The organism is Pseudoalteromonas sp. BZA4 (assembly GCF_040104395.1).
In the GTDB taxonomy this organism is placed as follows: Bacteria; Pseudomonadota; Gammaproteobacteria; order Enterobacterales; family Alteromonadaceae; genus Pseudoalteromonas.
Window position 1 is genome coordinate 16,847 of sequence record NZ_JBECOT010000020.1, and the last position, 21,785, is coordinate 38,631.

The following is a 21,785-nucleotide window of genomic DNA, read 5'->3' on the forward strand; positions in this document are numbered from 1 at the left end:
AGAGGAAAGAGTAAAGTTAGCAAGCTGCTTTCTAACTTTCCTCATTCTTTTCTCATTCACTTCTCTTTGTGCAATTTTTTCGCGTGAAATGAATTTCACGCCTACAAGCTCTCCCCTCGCAACTATCCCCTTCCACCTCCCCAAACACGCCACTTATCGTATCTACTCGAATTGTTTATTAAAAACGCTACACTGGGTGCATCAATTTAAAAACAACGAGAAAGATAAATGAAAGCGCAATTATCACTTTTGAGCTTAGCCTTGGTGACAAGCCTTGGTAGTGCACAGGTTGGTGCGAAAGAAGCTCTGCAATTTAAAGACGTGTTTGATTTTAAATACGCAAAAGGCACCCAACTTTCTGAAGATGGCCAAATTCTTAGCTTTAGTGCCGACCCGTATCGCGGTAATGCACAAGGTCTGGTTTATACATTAAACAACAACACCCTGCTAACTAGCGTTGAGCGCGGTACTCGCCCAACTATTAATAAAGCAGCAAACTGGGTGGCTTTTACTCAGGTACCTACCCTACTTGAAAAAGAAACCACCAAGAAAAAAGATGAGCTAAAAAACAACCTTGTTTTAGTGAATACTAACAATGGTGAGCAACAAACCTTTAACGATGTAAAAGACTATGCACTATCGGATGATGGTGTATGGCTTGCTTATCGACTAGATAAGAAAGCAGATAAAAAAGACGGCGAAGAAAAAGACGAAAACAGCAGCGAAATCAAGCCAGATAAAAAAGATAAAAGCTTTGATTTAGTGCTTGTTAACCTTCAAGACAAAACCACTCACACTGTAGATAATGTATTTAGTTATGCAATGAGTAGCACTGGCGAGCAATTATTAGCAAGCCAAAGCTACAGTGATGGTGCCGACAACCAAGTTGTATTAGTTGATCTTAATAATGGCTTTGCAACGAGTGTACTGATTGATGAGCCGGGCGTTGTGGCAAATAAAATAGCTTGGCAACCAAACAGCAATACCGCAGCGCTGTTAATTGGTAATTACGTGAATGATGATACACGCCGCCGTGACCACAGCTTACAGCTTTTACAAAATGGGGCACTTTCAACCATTAATTCTGCAGATAGCAGCTGGACTATTGGCAAAACAGCATCGCTAAAATGGTCTGAAGATGGTGCTCGTTTATACTTTGAAAACCACCCTAAACTCGCTGCAAAAGTTGCCGCAAAAGAATACAAAGATGAAGCTTCTTTATATGATTTCGATACCATTCGCGACCAAAAGGGCCTCAACGTTTGGCACAATAAAGACGCTGAAATTAAGCCTCGCGAAGAGCAACAATGGAACAAAGCGAATAAGCTTCGTCACTACCAAGCGGTATATCATGTAAATGGTCAGCACGTTGTGCAGTTAAGCACGCCGAACATGCCTGAGGTTTCGCTAAATACTCATCGCGAAGCGCTATTAGGCTATTCAGACCGACCTTACCTAGAACGTGTTATGTATGGCGGTTTTTACGCAGATTACTTCAGTGTTGATGTTAAAACCGGTAAACAAACCGCTATTGTCAGCGACTACCCGTTTAGACCAAGCCTTGCGCCTAATGGTCAATTTGCGGCATTTTTCCAAGACAGCCAAGTACAGCTCAAAGATTTAGGTAACAACAAGGTTTCAAGCTTATCTAAAGCAATTAACGCTATTTTTGCTGATGATAAACATGACTACCCTTCGCCTCAACCGGGTTATGGTTTTGCTGGCTGGTTAAACGACAGCAGCCAAGTACTGGTTTACAGTAAATTTGATATTTGGGCTTTTGATGTCGCAACTAAAAAAGCAACCCGTTTAACTCAAGGTAAAGAAACCAATACCCAATATCGTGTTATTAAACTTGATAAAGACCAAGTGGGCTTTGCCAAAGACGAAACATTATTGCTAAGCGCAACTAACCTGCAAGATAAGCAAACTGAAATTGCCAAACTCGACTTATCAAGCAATAAAGTGAGCAAAGTACTTTCAGGTAAAAAGCGTTATGATGTAGTTAAAAAGGCGAAAAATGCCGACAAATACCTATTTACTGCGCAAACATATCAGCAATTCCCTGATTACTACCAAACTGACTTTAGCTTCAAAAAGCCACAGCGTGTTACCAACCTTAACCCACAAATTAGCAACTTTGCATGGGGTGAAAAACCTGAGCTTATTAGCTACAAAGGGTTTGATGGGGAAGATTTACAAGGCGTATTAATTAAGCCTGCGGGCTACAAAAAAGGCGATAAGGTTCCAGTAGTTGTGTACTTCTACCGCTATATGAGCCAACGCATGTATGACTTCCCGAAAATGGAATTAAATCATCGTCCTAACTTCCCGATGTTTACCTCAAATGGTTATGCGATTTTCTTACCTGATATCCGTTTTGAAATTGGTCACCCAGGTAAATCGTCAACTCAAACGATGATCAACGCCACTCAAAAGTTGATTGATTTAGGCATTGCTGATCCAGATAAAATTGGTTTACAAGGTCACTCATGGGCAGGCTACCAAAGTGCCTTTATGATCACGCAAACAGATATGTTTAAGGCTGTTGTATCGGGTGCGCCAGTATCTAACATGACCAGTGCATATAGCGGTATTCGCTTAAAATCAGGCCTTGCGCGTCAGTTCCAATACGAAACAGGGCAAAGCCGCATTGGTAAAACGTTATTCGAAGCGCCAGAGCTATACATCGAAAACTCACCAGTGTTCTTCGCCGATAAAGTGAATACCCCAATTCTGATTATGTTTGGCGACAAAGATGACGCTGTGCCATGGCACGAAGGGGTTCAATATTACCTCGCGCTTCGTCGTGCAGGTAAAGATGCCACCTTCTTACAATACGAAGGTGAACCACATCACCTGAAGAAATTCCCTAACCAAGTGGATTTCTCAGTACGCATGATGGAATATTTTGATCATTACTTAAAAGGCAAACCAGCCGCTGAGTGGATCAAAAATGGTGTACCCTTTATTGAAGAATAAGCAATAAGCTAAATTTAAGCTTACTGCACACCTCCCCCAGAGCCAGCATTTTTGCTGGCTTTGTTCTATAAAATCAATCACACCATCTATTTTTTCGATTTTATCAATCGATTTAAACCCCAGTTTGTAAGTGGAAAGTTAACCAGAACATAACTATATTTCACCCAACTTCTAACTGGAGACAACACAATGTTTAAGAAATCAACGTCAGCTTTGTCTAAAGTAGCTGTTGCGGTATCACTGTTGGTGGCAACAGGCGTACAAGCTACAAACGACATCAAATCAAACCAATTCTGGTGGCCAGAGCAATTAGATCTTAGCCAACTTCGTGCCCATGGCGCAGAGTCTGATCCTATGGGTCCTTACTTTGATTACAAAAAAGAATTCTTAAAGTTAGACCTAAACGCAGTGAAAGCTGATATTGAGAAAGTATTGACTGATTCTCAAGATTGGTGGCCTGCTGACTACGGTCACTATGGTCCGTTCTTCATCCGTATGGCGTGGCACGCATCAGGTACTTACCGTACTTTTGATGGTCGTGGTGGCGCAGGCGGTGGTCAACAACGTTTCGACCCATTAAACAGCTGGCCTGATAACGCGAACCTTGATAAGGCGCGTCGTTTACTTTGGCCTATAAAACAAAAATACGGTCGCAGCATTTCTTGGGCTGACTTAATGGCGTTAACAGGCAACGTTGCGCTTGAATCAATGGGCTTCAAAACCTTCGGTTATGCAGGTGGTCGTGAAGACGATTGGGAACCAGATTACGTATACTGGGGCCCCGAAGGCAAAATGTTAACTGACGAACGTCGTGACAAAAAAGGCAAACTTAAAGGCCCATTAGCGGCAATTGAGATGGGCTTAATCTATGTAAACCCAGAAGGCCCTCACGGTAACCCTGATCCACTTCTAGCAGCAGAAGACATTCGTTTATCATTCGGCCGCATGGCAATGAACGATGAAGAAATCGTTGCGCTAATCGCCGGTGGTCACAGCTTTGGTAAAGCACACGGTGCGAAAAAAGCGACGTGTTTAGACAAAGAGCCAGCAGCAGCAGGTATCGAAGAGCAAGGCTTAGGTTGGAAAAACAAATGTGGTAAAGGTCACTCTGAAGATACCATTACTTCAGGTCTTGAAGGTGCATGGACAGTGACACCAACACGTTGGTCAATAAACTACCTACAAAACTTATTCAGCTTTGAGTGGGTTAAAACTAAGAGCCCTGCGGGTGCGACTCAGTGGATCCCAGAAAATGGTCAAGCGTCTAACCTAGTGCCAGATGCGCACATTAAAGGTAAGCGTCATGCGCCTATCATGTTCACAACTGATATCGCGTTAAAAGCAGATCCTGAGTTCCGTAAGATTTCACAGCGTTTCTTAAACGACCCGAAAGAGTTCGAACTGGCATTTGCTAAAGCATGGTTCAAACTAAACCACCGCGATATGGGCCCACGTGCTCGTTACCTAGGTGACTTAGTGCCAGAAGAAGTATTAATTTGGCAAGACTATATCCCTGCGGTTGACCACAAACTAGTTGATAGCAAAGATATCGCGTCACTTAAAGCTAGCATCTTAGATTCAGGTTTATCTGTATCTGAACTAGTGCGTGTTGCTTGGGCATCAGCAGCAAGCTACCGCGACACAGATATGCGTGGTGGTGCAAACGGTGCACGTATTCGCTTTGCTCCGCAAAAAGATTGGCCGGTAAACAACCCGAAAGAAGTAGCTAAAGTACTAAGCAAACTTGAGAAAATCCAAACTAAGTTCAACAAAAAAGCATCTGGCGGTAAAGAAATTTCACTAGCAGATATGATTGTTCTTGGTGGTGCGGCTGCAATCGAAAAAGCAGCAAGCGACGCAGGTTTCTCTATCGCAGTACCGTTCAAGCCAGGTCGTATGGACGCGTCATTAGAAATGACTGACGTTGAATCATTCGAAGTACTTGAGCCAACAGCAGATGCGTTCCGTAACTACTACAGCTCAGCATGGAAATCACCGGCTGAAATGTTAGTTGAACGTGCTGATTTACTAAGCTTATCTGTACCAGAAATGACTGCATTACTGGGTGGTATGCGTGCCCTTAACGCAAATACTGACCAAACTAAACACGGTGTATTCACGAAAAAGCCTGGCACATTAAGCAACGATTTCTTCGTTAACCTATTAGATATGTCAACGAAGTGGTCTAAGTCTTCTGAGGAAGGTGTTTACGAAGGCCGTGACCGTAAGTCAGGCAAACTTAAGTGGACAGCAACACCAGTAGATTTAATCTTCGGTTCAAACTCAGAGCTACGTTCAATTGCTGAAGTGTATGCCTCTGACGATGCTAAACAAAAGTTCGTTGATGACTTCGTAGCAGCGTGGACTAAAGTAATGACGCTAGATCGTTTCGACCTACGTTAACCCATATTTTCGCAACCAACAAAGCCGCTAAGTTAGCGGCTTTTTTTATTTTCGTTGATAATTTACTCGACAAGGCAGCGGTTTACGTTAAAAATAAAACTTTATTATTATATTTATTTGGACACAGGCATTAGGGATGATTGCGCGTTTTTTACTGCTTTTTGTTATCTACTCATTATGCCTAAGCATGACGACCCAAAGCCGTGCAGATAACTCCCCTATTGTTAATATCGATCAACGTAGCGTTGACCTCACTCAATTTGCTATGAGCTATTTTATTGATAGCACAGGCACTATGCCTCTTTCACAAGTTCAGCAGCAAAATTTTATCAACAGTAAAAACGAGCTTACTTTGGGCACTAACGCTAAAACAACGTGGTCAAAAATAGTTATAAAAAATAGCTACAGCGATACCCTACGCTTATTTGTGCATAACCCAGATGCCTATCATTTAGAAGAAGTCAGCTTTTACGAAACACAATCAGGACAACTGATAAACCAATCAGTTATCCAACTTGATAAAGCAGGGCCTAAAGCCAACATGTTTGGTGGCAGTGCCGTGTTTTCGTTTTATATTGCTCCTAACCAGCAAAAAACAATTTATATAAAAAGCGTGACCTTTTCACATCAGTGGTTTGCATTAACTATTTATGATGAAGAGCATTCAAAACGAGCCCTTGTCGGGAATGGTAATTACATTGCGCTGCTTGTCGGGATGATGTTAGCGCTAATGATTTATAACTTCTTCTTGTATTTATCGGCACGTAAAATCGAGAACATTGTTTACGCACTGTATCTTATCTCTGGCACGGTTTGGGTGGCGCTATCTTATGGTGTTGCTGCTAACTTCTTTGGTATTTTTAGTGCCGAGCTACTACAGCTCAATTCTAACTTACTGAGCATGCCAAGCTTTTTAGTGATTTTTGTAATGCTCATTTTCGAAACCAAAAAGCATTACCCTAAAGAGCATATCGCGCTGTCGATTATTTTATTCTTACTGGTTGCTGACTTTATCTATAGCTTGTTCGATATTGTAGGTGCCTTAAAACCTGCTAGCAGCTTGGCTGCTTTAATGATGACGGTGACATTTGGAGTATCTATTTCGCTGTGGCGCAAAGGAAACCCGCTAGCAAAATACTTTTTACTTGGTCACTCTATGTTTGTCATTTTCAATATGCTGGCGGTGCTTTATTACAAGGGGATCAGCGACGCAAACGTGATAAATAGCCACGGTGTAGGCATAGGTATTTTGCTCGAAGCATTAATGATGGCGTTTATTCTTTCTTATCGAATTAAGAGCCTCGAAAAAATTAAAGCACAGCAAACTGAGCTCAATCGCTTGGTCGATACAGATCCTATGACAGGCCTTTACAACCGCCGTTACTTTGACAGAAAAAGTGAAGAACTGATTGCCGCTATGGCAAGTAATCAGCAAGAGTTAACCCTCCTAATTGCTGATCTCGACCACTTCAAAAACATCAACGACACATATGGTCACGATGTTGGCGATAAAGTCATTATCGCATTTGCCAACATACTCACCTCAGAGCAAGGCCTTGCAGATATAGCCTGCCGTTACGGCGGCGAAGAGTTTGTGTTACTACTCAATTGTAACCTACTTGATGCCAAGCAAATTGCAGAGCGAATTCGCCAAAAAGCCCAAGAAACCTACATCACCATTGATGAAGTACAAACCGTGCAATTTACCGTGAGTATTGGTGTACATAGCGTAGCTCATGCTTCAACAACCGTGAAAGAAACCCTCACCATTGCCGACAAAGCATTGTATAAAGCGAAAAGTAACGGCCGTAATTGTGTTGAAGTGGCTGCTTGAGGGGAAAGTCTCAAGTTTCAAGTTTCAAATTTCAAATTTCAAATTTCAGAGCAACTTAAGACGTTAAAACCGTTAGCTGAAATGAATGATGGTTGTTCCGGGTTGCTTTTTAGCTTGGTACATAGCCGCATCCGCTTCTTCAATTAATTGGTTTGCTGCATACACACCATCGCCGAGAAAATGCGCTGTCACACCGATACTTGCTGTGACCTCAATTGACTTACCTTTGCAACTAAAAGGGGCTGAAAATTGATCCGCAATTTTATGCGCTAAGCGATTCAAAATCGTCGTGTTAGTTACGCCTGAAATAGTCACTAAAAACTCATCGCCTCCCATTCTTATCACATAATCGATACTTCTGACGGCAGCTTTAAGTTGCTTTGCAACCCATACCAAAACTTCATCGCCTAGTGCATGACCATGCTGATCGTTGATTTGTTTAAAATCATCTAAGTCGATATAAATAAAGCCCATTCCTTCAGCCACATCACCATTTTCACTAAATACATCATTTAATAATTGCTCTAGATAACGACGGTTCGGTAATTGAGTAAGCGGGTCAAGATTCGCAAGCTCAATCAAAGCCTGCTCTTTATTTTTTCGAGCTGAAATGTCACGCACAATCGCAAGTAGATAGCTTTTCCCTTGATGGTCGATATGACACACACTCACTTCTGTAGGAAAAACCTGACCATCTTTTTGTTTTAAGCACGACTCAAAAATAGTGGTTTCTTGAGCTTTTATACGCGCCACCCTTTCTTGCCATTTAGCCTTGGTATCGTAGTCAGGGTTAATGTCTGGAATGGTTAGTTTTAAAAGCTCCTCCTTTTCATAACCTAAGCACCTATAAGCAAATTGATTACAATTAAGGATTTGACCAAACTGAGGGTTTGCAACAAAGATGGCATCATTCGATTTATCAACCAAATGGGTCAACAAAATATCCGCGGCCGCCTCTTTATTGACTGTTGTTAAGTCAATAATTTGCGAAATATAACGCACAACATTACCGTCATTATCCATCTCGGCAACAATATTTAGCTGACAATAAATAGCATGACCCAACTTATGCATGTAACGCTTTTCGATTTGTAGGGGCTGCTCAGGAAACTGGTTAAGCTTGGCACGAATAATTTTATTTAACTCCCTGTCATCAGCATGAGTTATAACAACATCATCTGCGTACACTTCATCGCCTTCGTAACCTAATAGTTGTTTTAGTGCCGGGTTTGCATATTCGAGTTTGCCGCTAGGCGAGGAAACAATGACAGGGATAGGTGTAATTTCTATTAACCGATAAATAGGATTAACAAACATCTGTGCGTCATTAAGTTTCATGGGCAACCCGAGTCCAATACATTATTACTACTCAGTAAAATGAAATAATAGACTATAAATCGGAAGTTAGCTTTAAGCGGAGAGTTGTAAGCTCAATTATGTAGGTCTTCATTTATGGCGTCATAAAAAACGCGCTAAAGCACGACCTACAAGCAAGTGCTAACCTAGCACCTAGTTCCTAAAGCCTAGCTCCTATGGCTTGACCACTAACATCTTTCCCCTAGAAACTAGCAGCTCGCAACTAACTGTTAGTAACTCAAATCAACAATACTGCCCTGCTGCAAAGCCGCAGCTCCAGGCGTATTGGAAGTTATAGCCGCCTAGCCAACCGGTGACGTCGGTGACTTCGCCGATGAAATAGAGGCCCGGTGACTTTTTCGCTTCGAAGGTTTTTGAGCTTAACTCGTCGGTGTCTACACCGCCAAGCGTGACTTCGGCTGTTCTGTAACCCTCTGTGCCGTTGGGTTTAATTTGCCAATTGTGAATGTAGTCATGTAATGCGTCGATTTGTGCATGGCTTAGTTGGTTTACATTGCAATCTGGGATCGCTTTCGTGTCGTGCAGCATTTCAACAAAGCGTTTTGGTAAAATTGTCGCAAGGGTATTTTTTAGTGACTTTTGCCCTTGGCTTTGACGCCACTGCTCAAGCTGCTGTTTTAAATCGCTCTCGGGTAACAAGTTGATGTACACAGTTTGCCCTGCACGCCAAAAAGAGCTGATTTGTAAAATAGCTGGGCCCGAAAGGCCGCGGTGAGTAAACAAGATGTTTTCTTTAAACTGGGTGCCACCTTCACTGGTAACCAGACAAGGAATGCTGATCCCCGATAACCCATCAAAGCGATCTTTATCATGCTGGTGTAACGTAAATGGCACTAATGCCGCCATGGTTGGCAGCACTGTTAAACCAAATTGCTCGGCAATTTTATAACCAATTGGTGATGCCCCAAGCTTAGGCATGGTTAATCCGCCCGATGCGACAACTAACGACTCACATTGATAGCTGTCTTGCTCGGTAATAACTTCATAACCCGCATCGGTTTTTGTCACGCTGAGTACTTCGTTACGCAGCGCTATGTTAACCCCCGCCCACTCACACTCAGTTAAAAGAATGTCGACGATATCTTGTGCGCTGTTATCACAAAATAACTGGCCCAGCGTTTTATGGTGATAGGCCAAGCCGTGACGGTCCACCAGCTCTATAAAGTCATGCTGGGTATAACGGCTTAAACACGATTTTACAAAGTGAGGGTTGCCACACAAGTAGTTGTCTGGGCTTGCGTTTTCATTGGTGAAGTTACAACGCCCGCCGCCGCTGATTAATATTTTACGGCCCGGCTTTTTGCCCATATCAAGCACAGTAACATTGCGACCACGATAGCCTGCTTGTGCAGCACACATCAAACCTGCGGCACCAGCGCCAATCACAATAACATCTACTTGGGTCATTACTCATACTCACTAAAAAAATTTAGCTGATTATAACAAGTTATTGTCGCTGCTGTGTTAACACAGTGGTGTTTTTACAAAAAAGATAAAACCAAAAAACGAAATAAAGTAAAAACTCAAAACCGCAAAATTATAACTTTATTATGAGAAAACAACTAAAAAACACCATAAAAAGACTAGTTTAGACGTCTATACACTTAGTTATAACCAAAATAGAGACAATCATAATAAAACGATATTTTAACTATATTTACATTTATTTTACCTTTGTCCCCCTTCGCGAAAAATATCGTGGAGATTTACATAACAATCTAGGGATCATTATGACAACTAACAACAACTTGAAGAAGTGCGCAATTGCACTGAGCTTGACTGCGTTGTTTGGGACGACGGCAGCAATGGCTACTCCAAACCAACTAATGTCACCATCTATGCAGGAAACTGCAGCGAAATTACAAGGCCAAGAAGGCTTTGGTACACAATTCATCATCAAGTATAAAAACAACAGTGATGAAATGATGACAATGTCGGCAGCAGAACAAACGCCGACTATGATGAACAAAAAAGCAAAAGGCTTTGTTAAAAACTTCACCAGTAAAAAAGGTAAAGTAAAAGCACAATATGTTCGTGCAATGGCGATGAGTAATCACCACGTAATGCGTGCTGATAAAAAACTTTCTGCTCAAGAAGCACAAGAATTCATGCAAGAGATGGTTGCATCAGGTAACGTTGAATACATCGAAATCGACCAAATGTTAAAGCCATTTGCAACGCCTAACGACCCACGTTATGACGACCAATGGCACTACTACGAGCAAGCGGGTGGACTTAACCTTCCTACGGCTTGGGATACAGCAACGGGTAGCGGTGTAGTTGTTGCGGTACTTGATACTGGTTACCGTCCTCATGTTGATTTAAATGCCAACATTCTTCCTGGCTATGACATGATCTCTAATGTGTCTGTAGCTAACGATGGTGGTGGTCGTGATAGCGATGCACGCGATCCAGGTGATGCAATCAGCGCTAACGAATGTGGTTACACACATGGTGCGCAAAACTCAAGCTGGCACGGTACGCACGTTGCGGGTACTGTTGCAGCAGTGACTAACAACGGTGAAGGTGTTGCCGGTGTTGCTTACAACTCAAAAGTTGTTCCAGTACGTGTACTTGGTAAATGTGGTGGTTTAACTTCTGATATCGCTGACGGTATTATCTGGGCTTCAGGTGGTTCAGTTTCTGGCGTACCAGCAAATGCTAACCCTGCTGATGTTATCAACATGAGTTTAGGTGGTAGCGGTTCATGTAGCTCTACAACACAAAGCGCTATCAACCAAGCACGAAACAACGGCACTGTGATCGTAATCGCTGCGGGTAACGATAACGATAACTCTGCAAACTACAACCCAGGTAACTGTAATGGCGTTGTAAACGTTGCATCAGTTGGTCGTAACGGTGGTCGTGCTTACTACTCAAACTACGGTAGCAACATTGACGTTGCAGCACCGGGTGGCGCACAAAGCTTTGCTAATGACTCTGAAGGTGTATTATCAACACACAACTCAGGCTCTACAAGCCCAAGCAGCGATTCATATCACTACTCGCAAGGTACATCGATGGCAGCACCACATGTTGCGGGTGTAGCAGCGCTAATCAAGCAAGCTAAACCATCTGCAACGCCAGATGAAATCGAAAGCATCTTAAAATCAACAACTCGTTCTTTCCCGGCAACATGTACAAGCTGTGGTACAGGTATTGTTGATGCGGCAGCCGCTGTTGCAGCAGCCTCAGGCACAACACCGCCACCACCAACGGGTAACGTATTAGAAGATGGTCAAGCACTAACTGGTTTAAGTGGCTCTGCTAGCAGCCAAACTTTCTACACAATGGAAGTGCCAACAGGTGCGACTAACGTAACCTTCACAATGAGTGGCGGTACAGGTGATGCTGACCTTTACGTTCGTGCAGGTAGCGCACCAACAACGTCAACCTATGATTGTCGCCCGTATAAAGGCGGTAACAACGAAGTATGCTCTATCGATAACCCAACAGCAGGCACTTACCATGTAATGCTCAATGGTTACTCTGCATACTCAGGTGTTAGCCTTGTGGGTGATTTAACAACTTCTGGCGGTGGTTCAGGCTCAGGTTCACCACAAGCAGGTGGCGGTACAGTGACTGATATCTCTGCAAGTGCTGGTCAATGGAAACATTACACGCTAGAAGTACCAGCAGGTATGGCAAGCTTCACTGTTACGACGTCTGGTGGTTCAGGTGATGCTGACTTATTCGTTAAGTTTGGTAGCCAACCAACGTCATCTAGCTATGACTGTCGTCCGTACAAAAACGGTAACGCAGAAACATGTACATTCAGTAATCCACAAGCAGGTACGTGGCACTTAAGCTTAAATGCTTACCGTACTTTCTCTGGTGTAACATTGGATGCACAGTATCAACCTTAATAGTTGATCTCCCCAGTACCCCCCTGGGACTTTCAGCCGGACTTACGTCCGGCTTTTTTGTATTTATATTGAAATTAAAGCTTTTCAAGCACAGCTTCAGCGCGGCTTACTACAAACTCTTTGTCTTGTTCAACAAACAGCCCTGTTACTGTTTGGTTTTCAACGATCATCGCATAACGCTTTGAACGTACGCCACCAAAGCCAGCTGTGTCTTTATCTAGACCAAGTGCTTTAGTAAAGCTTGCATCACCATCGGCTAACATACGAATATGCTCAGCGTTATGAGCTTCACCCCATGCTTTCATTACAAATGCATCGTTCACCGATACGCAGTAAATTGCATCAACGCCTTTCGCGGTAATTTTATCGGCTAGCGTAATAAACTCTGGTAAGTGGGCATTTGAACAGGTTGGCGTAAATGCACCTGGCACCGCAAATAGCACCACTTTTTTATCTGCAAATAATGCCTCTGTTGATAGAGTTTGCATGCCCTCGCTGGTTAATTCGCTAAGGGTTGCTGCAGGTAAAGTTTGGCCTTGTTCGATCATCGTGATTCCTTGAAAGAAAATAAGAGTACAGAGTATATACCCAAAAAATTGAATACCGCATGATTTAAGGGCAAACAATGCAAACCATTGCTCGCCCCTTGAAGAGTTATAAACCTAAGCTGGTTTTAATGGTGTGCATTTGCTCTTGTAGGCGATGCTGAATATCACTAACCAGTGAGTTCGACTCACTTACCTGCCCTTTCATGCTCTGCATTGATTGGCTAAAGTTTTCGAGTAAGGCATTTTGCTGTTTAGCAAGCTCCATAGCATCAAACGCGACTTTATTAGCATCTTGCGCGTTATCGGCAACGCCTTCTGAATTACGTTTAAGCTCTTGAGCATTTTGTGTTTGTAGCTCGGCATCGGTAGCCAGTGCACTAATTTGCTCTGATACCATGGTTGAGTTTTCACTTAGGCGGTTTAGCTGATTATTGATATCATCAAGCGAGCCTTGTGTTTGTCTGGCAAGCTTTCGTACTTCGTCAGCGACAACCGCAAAGCCTCGACCATGCTCACCTGCACGTGCCGACTCAATCGCCGCATTCAATGCCAGTAGATTTGTTTGCTCAGCAATGTTTTTGATCACCTCAATAACTTGGCCAACATCATCAACGCCTTTTAATAGCTCTTTTAAGCTATCTAGACCTTGCTCAACGCGCTCTTCAGTGCGAGAGCTTGCGGTTAACATGCTCTCGGCAAAGCCTAAGCTCTGCTCCATCGCACCAAAGGTTTGTTTGGCGTTATCAGCAACTTGACCATTAATGTTATTGACCTGCTCACCAATGTGTTGAATATCAGTAAGTAAACCTTGGTTTTGTTCAACCTGAGAGTGGCTGGCATCCGTTTGCTGAGCAATGGTATGTAAGTGCTCGCTCATTTCTAGCATAAAATCATTAATAACCTTAAGCATTTGTGCTCGCTCTTCTGCCTCACCACGCTGGCGTTCAATTAATTGATTAAAGTAATGAGCAATTTCACCAACTTCGGTTTTCGGGTTTTTACTCTCAATGTTTTTAAGCTCATTACTTTCAATCAAGAAGGCAAAGCCATCACGCAATTGGCGCAGTGGGTTAAGCACTTGGTTACGCTGTACGAAATACACACCCGCCGCTAAAACCACCAGCATGCCAATAGCGACACAAAACACGATAAACACTTGTTGCTTAAGCTGGCTTTGTTCATCTTTTAGTTTTTGCTCTGCACCGAGCACCGTTGCAGACAACGCGCCGATTTGTTCGCGCAGTGCTTGCATACCGGTTTGTCGTTGCTCAGCTTGCTCAAGTGTTGATGCTAAATCACGAGGGAAACGTTTAGGCCAGCTTGTTAGCTCTGCTTTAATATCACCGGCTAAATCTTCTGCTTCTTCGCCAAAAAATAAAGCGTCTTCATCCACTTCACTCATTACACCTAGGTTTTCGAGTCTGTCGATTTTAGTAGCAAGGGCATTTAAGTTTTCAACACTTTGATTAAGGCTGTTTTTAGTGTCTTGATCAAAGTTGATCACTAACTTGTAAGTATATAAAGCAAGTGATGTCACTTCGCTGTAGTAGTCAGCAGCAAGTTGATAATATTCAAGCGCAAGCGCTGTTTGCGGCTGTGCTTTACTTGCATAGCCAATTAACGATGAAGCAGAGCCTGCCATTTGTCTTAACGAGTTATCGAGCAGTGCCATTTCGTTACCCGATAGCTTACCTAAAGCGCGATACTTACCATTAATGTCTTTATCAAGGGCCGTCAGTTGGCTATTTAGTTGACCCGCTAGATCTTTAGGTAGCTCAGCTAAATGCTGCTTTTTAACATCGCTTATCAGCGTTGAGGCTTTATTTAAGTGTTGGCTGTCACCTTGCTCTAAATAATCATCAAGGTAACTTTTTAAATCAATAATGATGGTGTTTTTAAGCTTATTATAAGCGTTATCTTGCTGCTCTAAGCCGAGTAAGGTTTGACTAGCCCAGAACAGAGTGGCTGCCAGTAAGATACTGGCGAGTGTGAGTAAAACGGCCAATAGCCGAGTAAATGATGACACGCGCATAAACGATATTCCCAAGTAACGTTACGCGCGTAGAATATTAACCTTTTATGACAATTTGATGTAAACCGTAAAAAATAACAAGTAAAAGCGATATCAACTAACCCAAAAGGGTTAAATAAATACCAATTCGCTTAATATTGCGGATGGTATCAGACCATTGCAGCTTTTACGTATACATCAAAGCGGTTCTTCTTGGTTTTGATTTGCATACTCGGGGTTTTGTCATTTAGAAATGGGGCGTAATCAGGGCGCTTAACAACGACTCGCTTACTGGCAAGTGGATAAGCAAATTCTAATAAATCATCAGCATCGCTGTCTGCACCGACGAGTTCTTGGAATACTCGCATTTCTTTTTTAACGAGGGCTGATTTTTCACGATGAGGAAACATAGGATCTAAGTACACAACATCAGGAGTATCACTACACTGCGCTAGTAAAGTATGGCTTGAGCCAAACACTAGACTCATGTTTTCTTTCATCCAAGGGCCAATTTCAGCATCGTTATAGGCGCGTTCTAGGCCATCAAATAATAGCGCAGCAACTACAGGGTGGCGTTCATGCAAAATCACTTTACAGCCTAGTGATGCCAGTACAAAGCCATCGCGGCCTAGGCCTGCAGTGGCATCAAGCACCACAGGCGTGGCACCTTTGTTTAACCCTACAGCCTTAGCTATTGCCTGCCCTTTACCACCACCAAACTTGCGTCGATGAGCTGCAGCACCCGTTACAAAATCAACATGAATAGCACCAAGCTTTGGCTCGTCCTTTTTCTTCAGGCTAAGACCTTGGTCGTCATAATGAAGCGAAAAGCCTGCATTTTGCTCAGCCCACTTAGCCAAACCAAAACGCTGTTCAATCGCATCTAAATAAGGACGCATTTCTTTAAAAGGACAATGAATTACCACGCAAAACTCCGAGCTATATTATTCGCCGCCAGTATAGCATGGCTTAAAATAGCTCGATATCCGTTTGTGAGGTCACATCTTCGGTCTCACTCGGCTCAGCCATTTTTTGTAAGCTCGCTAAAAGCTCACTACGCGATTCGATAATATGTTTTAGCTGAAACTTTATAAACGATAAGTCTTCATTCAGTGAGGTAAAAATCAGCTGAGTTTGCTTTAATTGCTGCAAGTGAAATGCGACTTCATCGCTGCCCGATAAACCACTTTGCTCAATAGACTTGTTTAGCTCATCAAGTTGAGCGGCAAATTTATCTACAGCATGTTCGCGCGAATCACTGTTTTGGTACATTTGATCAGATAGCTCATTAAACGAGTTACCAATTTGCTGCGCCTGAGTCAGTGCCCGCTCATTGTTTTCCATGTCTTGTACTTTGGCGTTAGTCACCTCAAGAATATGCGGGAATAGATCTTTATAACGACCATAAAGCTGGGCATCATCAAGTGGCATGTTTTTGATCAGCATCGACACTTTAGGGTAATTAATAATAGTACGATGGCTAAAATCAACAAAACGATTTGCATCACGGTGTTTTTCGAGCAGCTCTTGCTCAAGTGGGCACACCCCACCCTCAGCACTACAAAATACGCCAACATCTTGATACCAAAACGCCAGTACGACATCGAGCTCCATCGGATTAAAAAACTCAAACATATGCTCAGATAACGCTTTGATATCGTGTGCATGATAGCTTTGCCCAACGTAGCGCATTATGCGACCCATATCACCTGAGTCTGTCATCGCGATTTCGGCAGTGATTTGCGCTCGCTCTACATCACTTTTAAGCTTTTTAGAGTGCTGACGATATTGATATAACACGCGAATACGTGCCATGAGTTCTTCAGCATTAAATGGTTTTACAATGTAATCAGCAGCACCTGCGTTATAACCTTTTACACGGTCTGGTAGGTCAGCTTTACCCGATAAAAACATCACAGGCGTGTCTTTTGTTTGCGGGTTAGCTTTTAATTCGTTACATACCTCAAAGCCCGTTTTACCCGGCATTTCGATATCTAGTAAGATGATATCAGGGTTGTACTTTAACGCCTGTCTTAATCCTTCGTCGCCATTTTTAGCATGGATCAGTGTGCAAAAGCCCGATAGCGATTCCTCAATCACATGATGGATATATTTATCATCATCAATGGCTAATACAAGTTTTGACATGCTTAATTCCTATAAACTCTTTTTTAAGAAGGATAGTACGAGAGCGTGATTTTGCGAAGAAATATTAATAAAAAAAGCGCCTTACGGCGCTTTAGATCAACAAACTTTATTATGCAGCAATGCCGCTATGTCTAAGTAGTGCATCAACTTGTGGTTCGCGTCCACGGAACTTTTTAAATAGCTCCATTGGCTCTTCACTGCCCCCTTTCTCTAAAATGTTCTTTAAGAAAGCTTCGCCCGTTGCTGGATTAAAGATGCCTTCTTCTTCAAATTTAGAAAACGCATCAGCCGAAAGTACTTCAGCCCACTTGTAAGAGTAATAACCTGCGCTGTAACCGCCCGCAAAAATGTGGCTAAAGCCATGCTGAAAGCGGTTAAATGCAGGCGCTTTAACAACGGCCGTTTTACTGCGCACATCATCAAGAGTTGCTTGAATGTTACATGGCTCACCCGCTTTGTAAGTATGGTGAATAGTAAAGTCAAACAACGAGAACTCAAGCTGACGCAGCATTTGCATACCTGATTGGAAGTTCTTCGCCGCTAGGAGTTTATCTAATAACTCTTTTGGTAACGGCTCATCTGTTTCGTAATGGCCCGAAATAAAGTTCAGCGCTTCTTCTTCGTAGCACCAGTTTTCAAGGAACTGGCTTGGTAACTCAACCGCATCCCATGCAACACCGTTAATACCTGCAACTGGCGCAGCATCAACTTGTGTCAACATATGGTGAATACCATGACCAAATTCATGGAATAACGTAGTCACTTCGTTATGCGTAAACAAAGCAGGCTTATCACCCACAGCTTTATTAAAGTTACACACTAAGTACGCAACAGGGGTTTGTAATTCGCCGTTAGCACGTACTTTACGACCCATGCAGTCATCCATCCACGCGCCGCCGCGTTTGCGATCACGGGCGTATAAATCTAGATAAAAGCGACCACGTAAAGTATTGCTGCTATCGTAAATTTCGAAAAAACGTACATCAGGGTGGTAAGTATCAAACTCTGTGACTTCTTTTACGCTAATACCAAATAAACGATTTACAGTAGTGAATAAGCCACTTAAAACTTTATTGGCAGGGAAATATGGGCGCAGTACTTCATCAGAAATCGCGTACTTCTCTTGCTTAAGTTTTTCGCCGTAATAAGCGTAGTCCCATGCAGCAAGCTCAGTCACACCGTGCTTGTCTTTTGCGTAGGCTGTTAACTCAGCAAGCTCTTGCTCAGCTTGTGGTTTAGACTTAGCTGCTAAATCTTCTAAGAATGAGAAAACTTGCTCTGGCGTTTCTGCCATTTTAGTCGCCAATGACATATCAGCGTAGCTGTTAAAGCCAAGTAACTCGGCAAGTTCATGACGAAGGGCAAGCTCTTCGCTCATAATGGCAGAGTTATCAAACTCACCGGCATTAGGGCCTTGATCAGATGCACGCGTCACAAACGCAGTGTAAAACTCTTCACGTAACTCGCGGTTATCAGCATAAGTCATGATTGGTAAGTAAGATGGAAAATCTAACGTGAATACCCAGCCATCTAGCTCTTTGCTTTTAGCTGTATCAGCACCTAGGGCTAACGCAGACTCTGGTAAACCAGCCAGTTCGCTTTCATCTGTAATGTGCTTTTGCCAAGCGAGTGTGGCATCCATGACATTATTACCAAACTTAGAGGCCAGCTCAGATAAACGCGCACTGATTTCGCCATAACGCTTTTGTTGCTCAGGCTTTAAAGCAATACCAGATAGCTCAAAATCACGCAGTGCATTAGTAATGGTTTTTTGCTGGGCAATCGTTAGTGTTTTAAATTCGTCACTGTTGTGAAGCTCGTTGTAAGCATCGTATAAACCTTGATGCTGACCAACAAACGTTGAATACTCAGATAACAACGGCAAACATTGCTCATAGGCTTCACGTAGCTCGTCGTTATTAACGACAGAATTCATATGTGATACCGGTGAAAATAAGCGTGATAACTTGTCATCAGCTTCTTCAAGCGGAAGCACCAAATCATTCCATGTGTATGATTTAGTTGCCAGTACCTCATCTATTTTGGTACGACACTCAGCAATCGCTGATTTTAATGCTGGCACTACGTGTGCTGGTTTAATTTTAGAAAACGGCGGAAGCCCTTCTAAACCAATGAGTGGGTTATTTTCTGCAATTGTCATTTTCGTTCTCAAATTTTATGCGAAGATGATTTTGAAGTTGGGGCGAATTGATGAAATACAAGGGGCTTAACCTTGGTCTTTATTATGCTATTATCAACTTATTGCTAAATCGATTAATTTATAAAAAACTATCTATTTTTGAGGACAAACTATGGCTCAGCATTTTGATTACATTGCAATTGGTGGTGGTAGTGGCGGTATTGCCTCTGCAAACCGTGCAGCAATGCGTGGCGCAAAAGTCGCTCTTATTGAAGCAAAACACATGGGTGGCACCTGTGTAAACGTGGGTTGTGTTCCAAAGAAAGTTATGTGGCACGGCGCACAAATTGCTGAAGCAATTAACGCATATGCACCTGACTACGGCTTTGATGTTGAATTAAAAAGCTTTAGCTGGGCTAAATTAGTTGAAAGCCGCGAAGCGTATATTGGCCGTATTCACCAAGGTTACAACAAGTACTTATCTAGCAATGGTGTAACTGTAATCAATGGCTTTGCTAAGTTTGTTGATAACAAAACAGTTGAAGTTAACGGTGAGCTATACACGGCAGACCATATCCTTGTTGCTGTTGGTGGTCGCCCTACTATTCCTAACATCCCAGGCGCTGAGCTTGGTATTGATTCAAATGGCTTCTTTGAGCTAGACGCACAGCCTAAGCGTGTTGCAGTGGTTGGTGCTGGTTACATTGCCGTTGAAATCGCAGGTGTACTTCATAGCCTTGGTACAGAAACACATCTGTTTGTTCGTAAAAACAAACCACTTCGTACTTTTGACCCATACATTGTTGATACGCTTGTCGATATCATGGCAAAAGAAGGCCCGACTCTTCACACTGAGTGCACACCAAAAGAAGTGGTTAAAGAAAGCGATGGTAGCTTAACAATTCACTTTGAAAATGGTCACAGCCAAAACGTTGATGAAGTTATTTGGGCAATTGGCCGTACACCTACAACTGACAAGATCAATCTTGCAGCGGCAGGTGTTGAAGTAACTGAAAGCGGTTACGTTAAAGTAGACGAATTCCAAAACACCACAGCTGAAAATGTATATGCAGTTGGCGATATCATCGAAAACGGTATTGAACTTACGCCAGTAGCCGTTAAAGCGGGTCGTACTCTATCAGAGCGTTTATTCAATAAAGAATTACCTGATGATTTAAAAATGGATTACGAGCTAGTACCTACAGTGGTATTCAGCCATCCACCAATCGGCACAATTGGTTTAACAGAGCAGCAAGCGATTGATCAATACGGCAGCGATAACGTTAAAGTATATAAATCAAGCTTTGCAGCAATGTACACAGCAGTTACTCAGCACCGTCAAGCATGTAACATGATGCTAGTGTGTGCTGGCGAAGACGAAAAAGTTGTTGGCTTACACGGCATTGGCTTTACCGTCGATGAAATGATCCAAGGTTTTGCTGTTGCAATGAAGATGGGCGCAACCAAAGCAGACTTTGATGCAGTTGTGGCTATTCACCCAACTGGCTCAGAAGAGTTTGTAACGATGAGATAAACTCACGTTGCGAGTCAATTTTAAAACCTTGTGGTGCTGCCACAAGGTTTTTTTATGCTTAAAGCTGGCACAAACCTTGTAACTGTTAATAAAGTAACCAGTTATAGCAAGAATTTGCCCTTGTTTACTGTGTAATTGAGTAACTTTTACGCAGTACTCAAGGCATTTTTACAAGGAGGCACTGTGTCTAAGTCTGCAATTTTATATCGTATGGTGACCGATGAGCATATTTGCCCATTCGGTTTAAAATCAAAAGATTTATTAGAGCGTCATGGTTACGATGTTGATGATCGTCATTTAACCAGCCGTGAGCAAACTGACGAATTCAAACAGCAGCATGATGTAAAAACCACACCACAAACCTTTATCAATGATAAACGCATTGGCGGTTACGATGATTTGCGCGACTTTTTTAATCTGCCCGAGGCAGGTCAGCAAGGTACTAGTTACACCCCTGTATTAGCGATTTTTGCAGTGACCATGTTACTAAGCTGCGGTTTTACTTATGCCAGCGGTGAAGCGTTATTTTCTATGCAAAATCTGATGCTGTTCGTGGCATTATCAATGGCGGTATTAGCGATACAAAAGCTGCAAGATTTATTCAGCTTTTCTAACTCATTTATCACCTATGACCTATTGGCCATGCGTGTCGTGCCCTACGCCTATGTTTATCCATTTATCGAGGCGTATGTAGCGATAGGTATGGTGGCTAAATTACCCGCCTTAGCTGTTGCACCATTTTCATTATTTATTGGTGGTATAGGTGCGATATCGGTTATTAAGGCTGTGTATTTCGATAAACGAGAACTGAAATGTGCCTGTGTTGGTGGCGACAGTAATGTGCCGCTCGGCTTTATCTCTCTGAGTGAGAACCTATTTATGATTGCCGCAGGTATATGGATGCTATTTAGCTAATACAAAAACGCGAGGGATTACCCTCGC

General features: G+C 42.7%; 13 protein-coding genes. 6 read left to right on the forward strand and 7 right to left on the reverse strand.

Annotation, left to right across the window (positions count from 1 at the left end; all coding sequences use genetic code 11):
• The first annotated feature begins 228 nt into the window (after positions 1-228).
• The 3 genes from ABMY41_RS10410 to ABMY41_RS10420 all read left to right on the forward strand — a co-directional run bounded on the left by ABMY41_RS10410 (position 229) and on the right by ABMY41_RS10420 (position 7,219).
• Positions 229-2,982, forward strand: coding sequence for a prolyl oligopeptidase family serine peptidase (locus tag ABMY41_RS10410; RefSeq protein ID WP_349274624.1), 2,754 nt, complete (start codon positions 229-231; stop codon positions 2,980-2,982).
• 189 nt (positions 2,983-3,171) lie between these two features.
• Positions 3,172-5,385, forward strand: a complete 2,214-nt coding sequence (katG, locus tag ABMY41_RS10415; protein WP_349274625.1) for a catalase/peroxidase HPI — start codon at positions 3,172-3,174, stop codon at positions 5,383-5,385.
• A 136-nt stretch (positions 5,386-5,521) separates the two neighbouring features.
• On the forward strand, positions 5,522-7,219 hold the full coding sequence (locus ABMY41_RS10420) for a diguanylate cyclase (protein WP_289098540.1): 1,698 nt from the start codon (positions 5,522-5,524) through the stop codon (positions 7,217-7,219).
• Positions 7,220-7,291: 72 nt separating this feature from the next.
• On the opposite strand, the gene ABMY41_RS10425 is transcribed toward ABMY41_RS10420, so the two are convergent.
• Both ABMY41_RS10425 and ABMY41_RS10430 read right to left on the reverse strand, forming a co-directional pair.
• Positions 7,292-8,557, reverse strand: coding sequence for a diguanylate cyclase (locus ABMY41_RS10425; RefSeq protein ID WP_349274626.1), 1,266 nt, complete (start codon positions 8,555-8,557; stop codon positions 7,292-7,294).
• A 261-nt stretch (positions 8,558-8,818) separates the two neighbouring features.
• Entirely contained in the window at positions 8,819-10,003 is a 1,185-nt protein-coding gene (locus ABMY41_RS10430; protein WP_349274627.1) for an NAD(P)/FAD-dependent oxidoreductase, read from the reverse strand.
• A 323-nt stretch (positions 10,004-10,326) separates the two neighbouring features.
• On the opposite strand from ABMY41_RS10430, the gene ABMY41_RS10435 reads away from it, so the two are divergent.
• On the forward strand, positions 10,327-12,462 hold the full coding sequence (locus ABMY41_RS10435; RefSeq protein ID WP_349274628.1) for a S8 family peptidase: 2,136 nt from the start codon (positions 10,327-10,329) through the stop codon (positions 12,460-12,462).
• A gap of 74 nt (positions 12,463-12,536) precedes the next feature.
• Here the strand turns inward: ABMY41_RS10435 and ABMY41_RS10440 are convergent, their stop codons facing one another.
• From ABMY41_RS10440 to prlC, 5 genes are all read right to left on the reverse strand, one after another.
• Positions 12,537-13,010 (reverse strand): peroxiredoxin, encoded by a 474-nt coding sequence (locus tag ABMY41_RS10440; protein ID WP_063529354.1) that lies wholly within the window; start codon positions 13,008-13,010, stop codon positions 12,537-12,539.
• Positions 13,011-13,116: 106 nt separating this feature from the next.
• Positions 13,117-15,042 carry a methyl-accepting chemotaxis protein gene (locus tag ABMY41_RS10445; protein ID WP_349274629.1) on the reverse strand — a complete coding sequence of 642 codons (1,926 nt, stop codon included), beginning with the start codon at positions 15,040-15,042 and terminating at the stop codon, positions 13,117-13,119.
• A 149-nt stretch (positions 15,043-15,191) separates the two neighbouring features.
• Positions 15,192-15,947, reverse strand: coding sequence for a class I SAM-dependent methyltransferase (locus tag ABMY41_RS10450; RefSeq protein ID WP_349274630.1), 756 nt, complete (start codon positions 15,945-15,947; stop codon positions 15,192-15,194).
• Positions 15,948-15,990: 43 nt separating this feature from the next.
• On the reverse strand, positions 15,991-17,169 hold the full coding sequence (locus ABMY41_RS10455; protein ID WP_349274631.1) for a response regulator: 1,179 nt from the start codon (positions 17,167-17,169) through the stop codon (positions 15,991-15,993).
• A gap of 109 nt (positions 17,170-17,278) precedes the next feature.
• Positions 17,279-19,330 (reverse strand): oligopeptidase A, encoded by a 2,052-nt coding sequence (gene prlC, locus ABMY41_RS10460; protein ID WP_349274632.1) that lies wholly within the window; start codon positions 19,328-19,330, stop codon positions 17,279-17,281.
• A gap of 151 nt (positions 19,331-19,481) precedes the next feature.
• Here prlC and gorA point away from each other — a divergent pair, with 151 nt between their 5' ends.
• Positions 19,482-20,843, forward strand: a complete 1,362-nt coding sequence (gene gorA / locus ABMY41_RS10465) for a glutathione-disulfide reductase (protein WP_349274633.1) — start codon at positions 19,482-19,484, stop codon at positions 20,841-20,843.
• 183 nt (positions 20,844-21,026) lie between these two features.
• Positions 21,027-21,758, forward strand: coding sequence for a glutaredoxin family protein (locus tag ABMY41_RS10470; protein ID WP_349274634.1), 732 nt, complete (start codon positions 21,027-21,029; stop codon positions 21,756-21,758).
• Positions 21,759-21,785: the final 27 nt, after the last annotated feature.

What these genes read in the sequence shown, in the direction of transcription:
- ABMY41_RS10410 (WP_349274624.1), top strand. Translation starts at nt 229, where the DNA reads ATGAAAGCGCAATTATCACTTTTGAGCTTAGCCTTGGTGACAAGCCTT.
- katG (WP_349274625.1), top strand. Translation starts at nt 3,172, where the DNA reads ATGTTTAAGAAATCAACGTCAGCTTTGTCTAAAGTAGCTGTTGCGGTA.
- ABMY41_RS10420 (WP_289098540.1), top strand. Translation starts at nt 5,522, where the DNA reads ATGATTGCGCGTTTTTTACTGCTTTTTGTTATCTACTCATTATGCCTA.
- ABMY41_RS10425 (WP_349274626.1), bottom strand. Translation starts at nt 8,557, where the DNA reads ATGAAACTTAATGACGCACAGATGTTTGTTAATCCTATTTATCGGTTA.
- ABMY41_RS10430 (WP_349274627.1), bottom strand. Translation starts at nt 10,003, where the DNA reads ATGACCCAAGTAGATGTTATTGTGATTGGCGCTGGTGCCGCAGGTTTG.
- ABMY41_RS10435 (WP_349274628.1), top strand. Translation starts at nt 10,327, where the DNA reads ATGACAACTAACAACAACTTGAAGAAGTGCGCAATTGCACTGAGCTTG.
- ABMY41_RS10440 (WP_063529354.1), bottom strand. Translation starts at nt 13,010, where the DNA reads ATGATCGAACAAGGCCAAACTTTACCTGCAGCAACCCTTAGCGAATTA.
- ABMY41_RS10445 (WP_349274629.1), bottom strand. Translation starts at nt 15,042, where the DNA reads ATGCGCGTGTCATCATTTACTCGGCTATTGGCCGTTTTACTCACACTC.
- ABMY41_RS10455 (WP_349274631.1), bottom strand. Translation starts at nt 17,169, where the DNA reads ATGTCAAAACTTGTATTAGCCATTGATGATGATAAATATATCCATCAT.
- prlC (WP_349274632.1), bottom strand. Translation starts at nt 19,330, where the DNA reads ATGACAATTGCAGAAAATAACCCACTCATTGGTTTAGAAGGGCTTCCG.
- gorA (WP_349274633.1), top strand. Translation starts at nt 19,482, where the DNA reads ATGGCTCAGCATTTTGATTACATTGCAATTGGTGGTGGTAGTGGCGGT.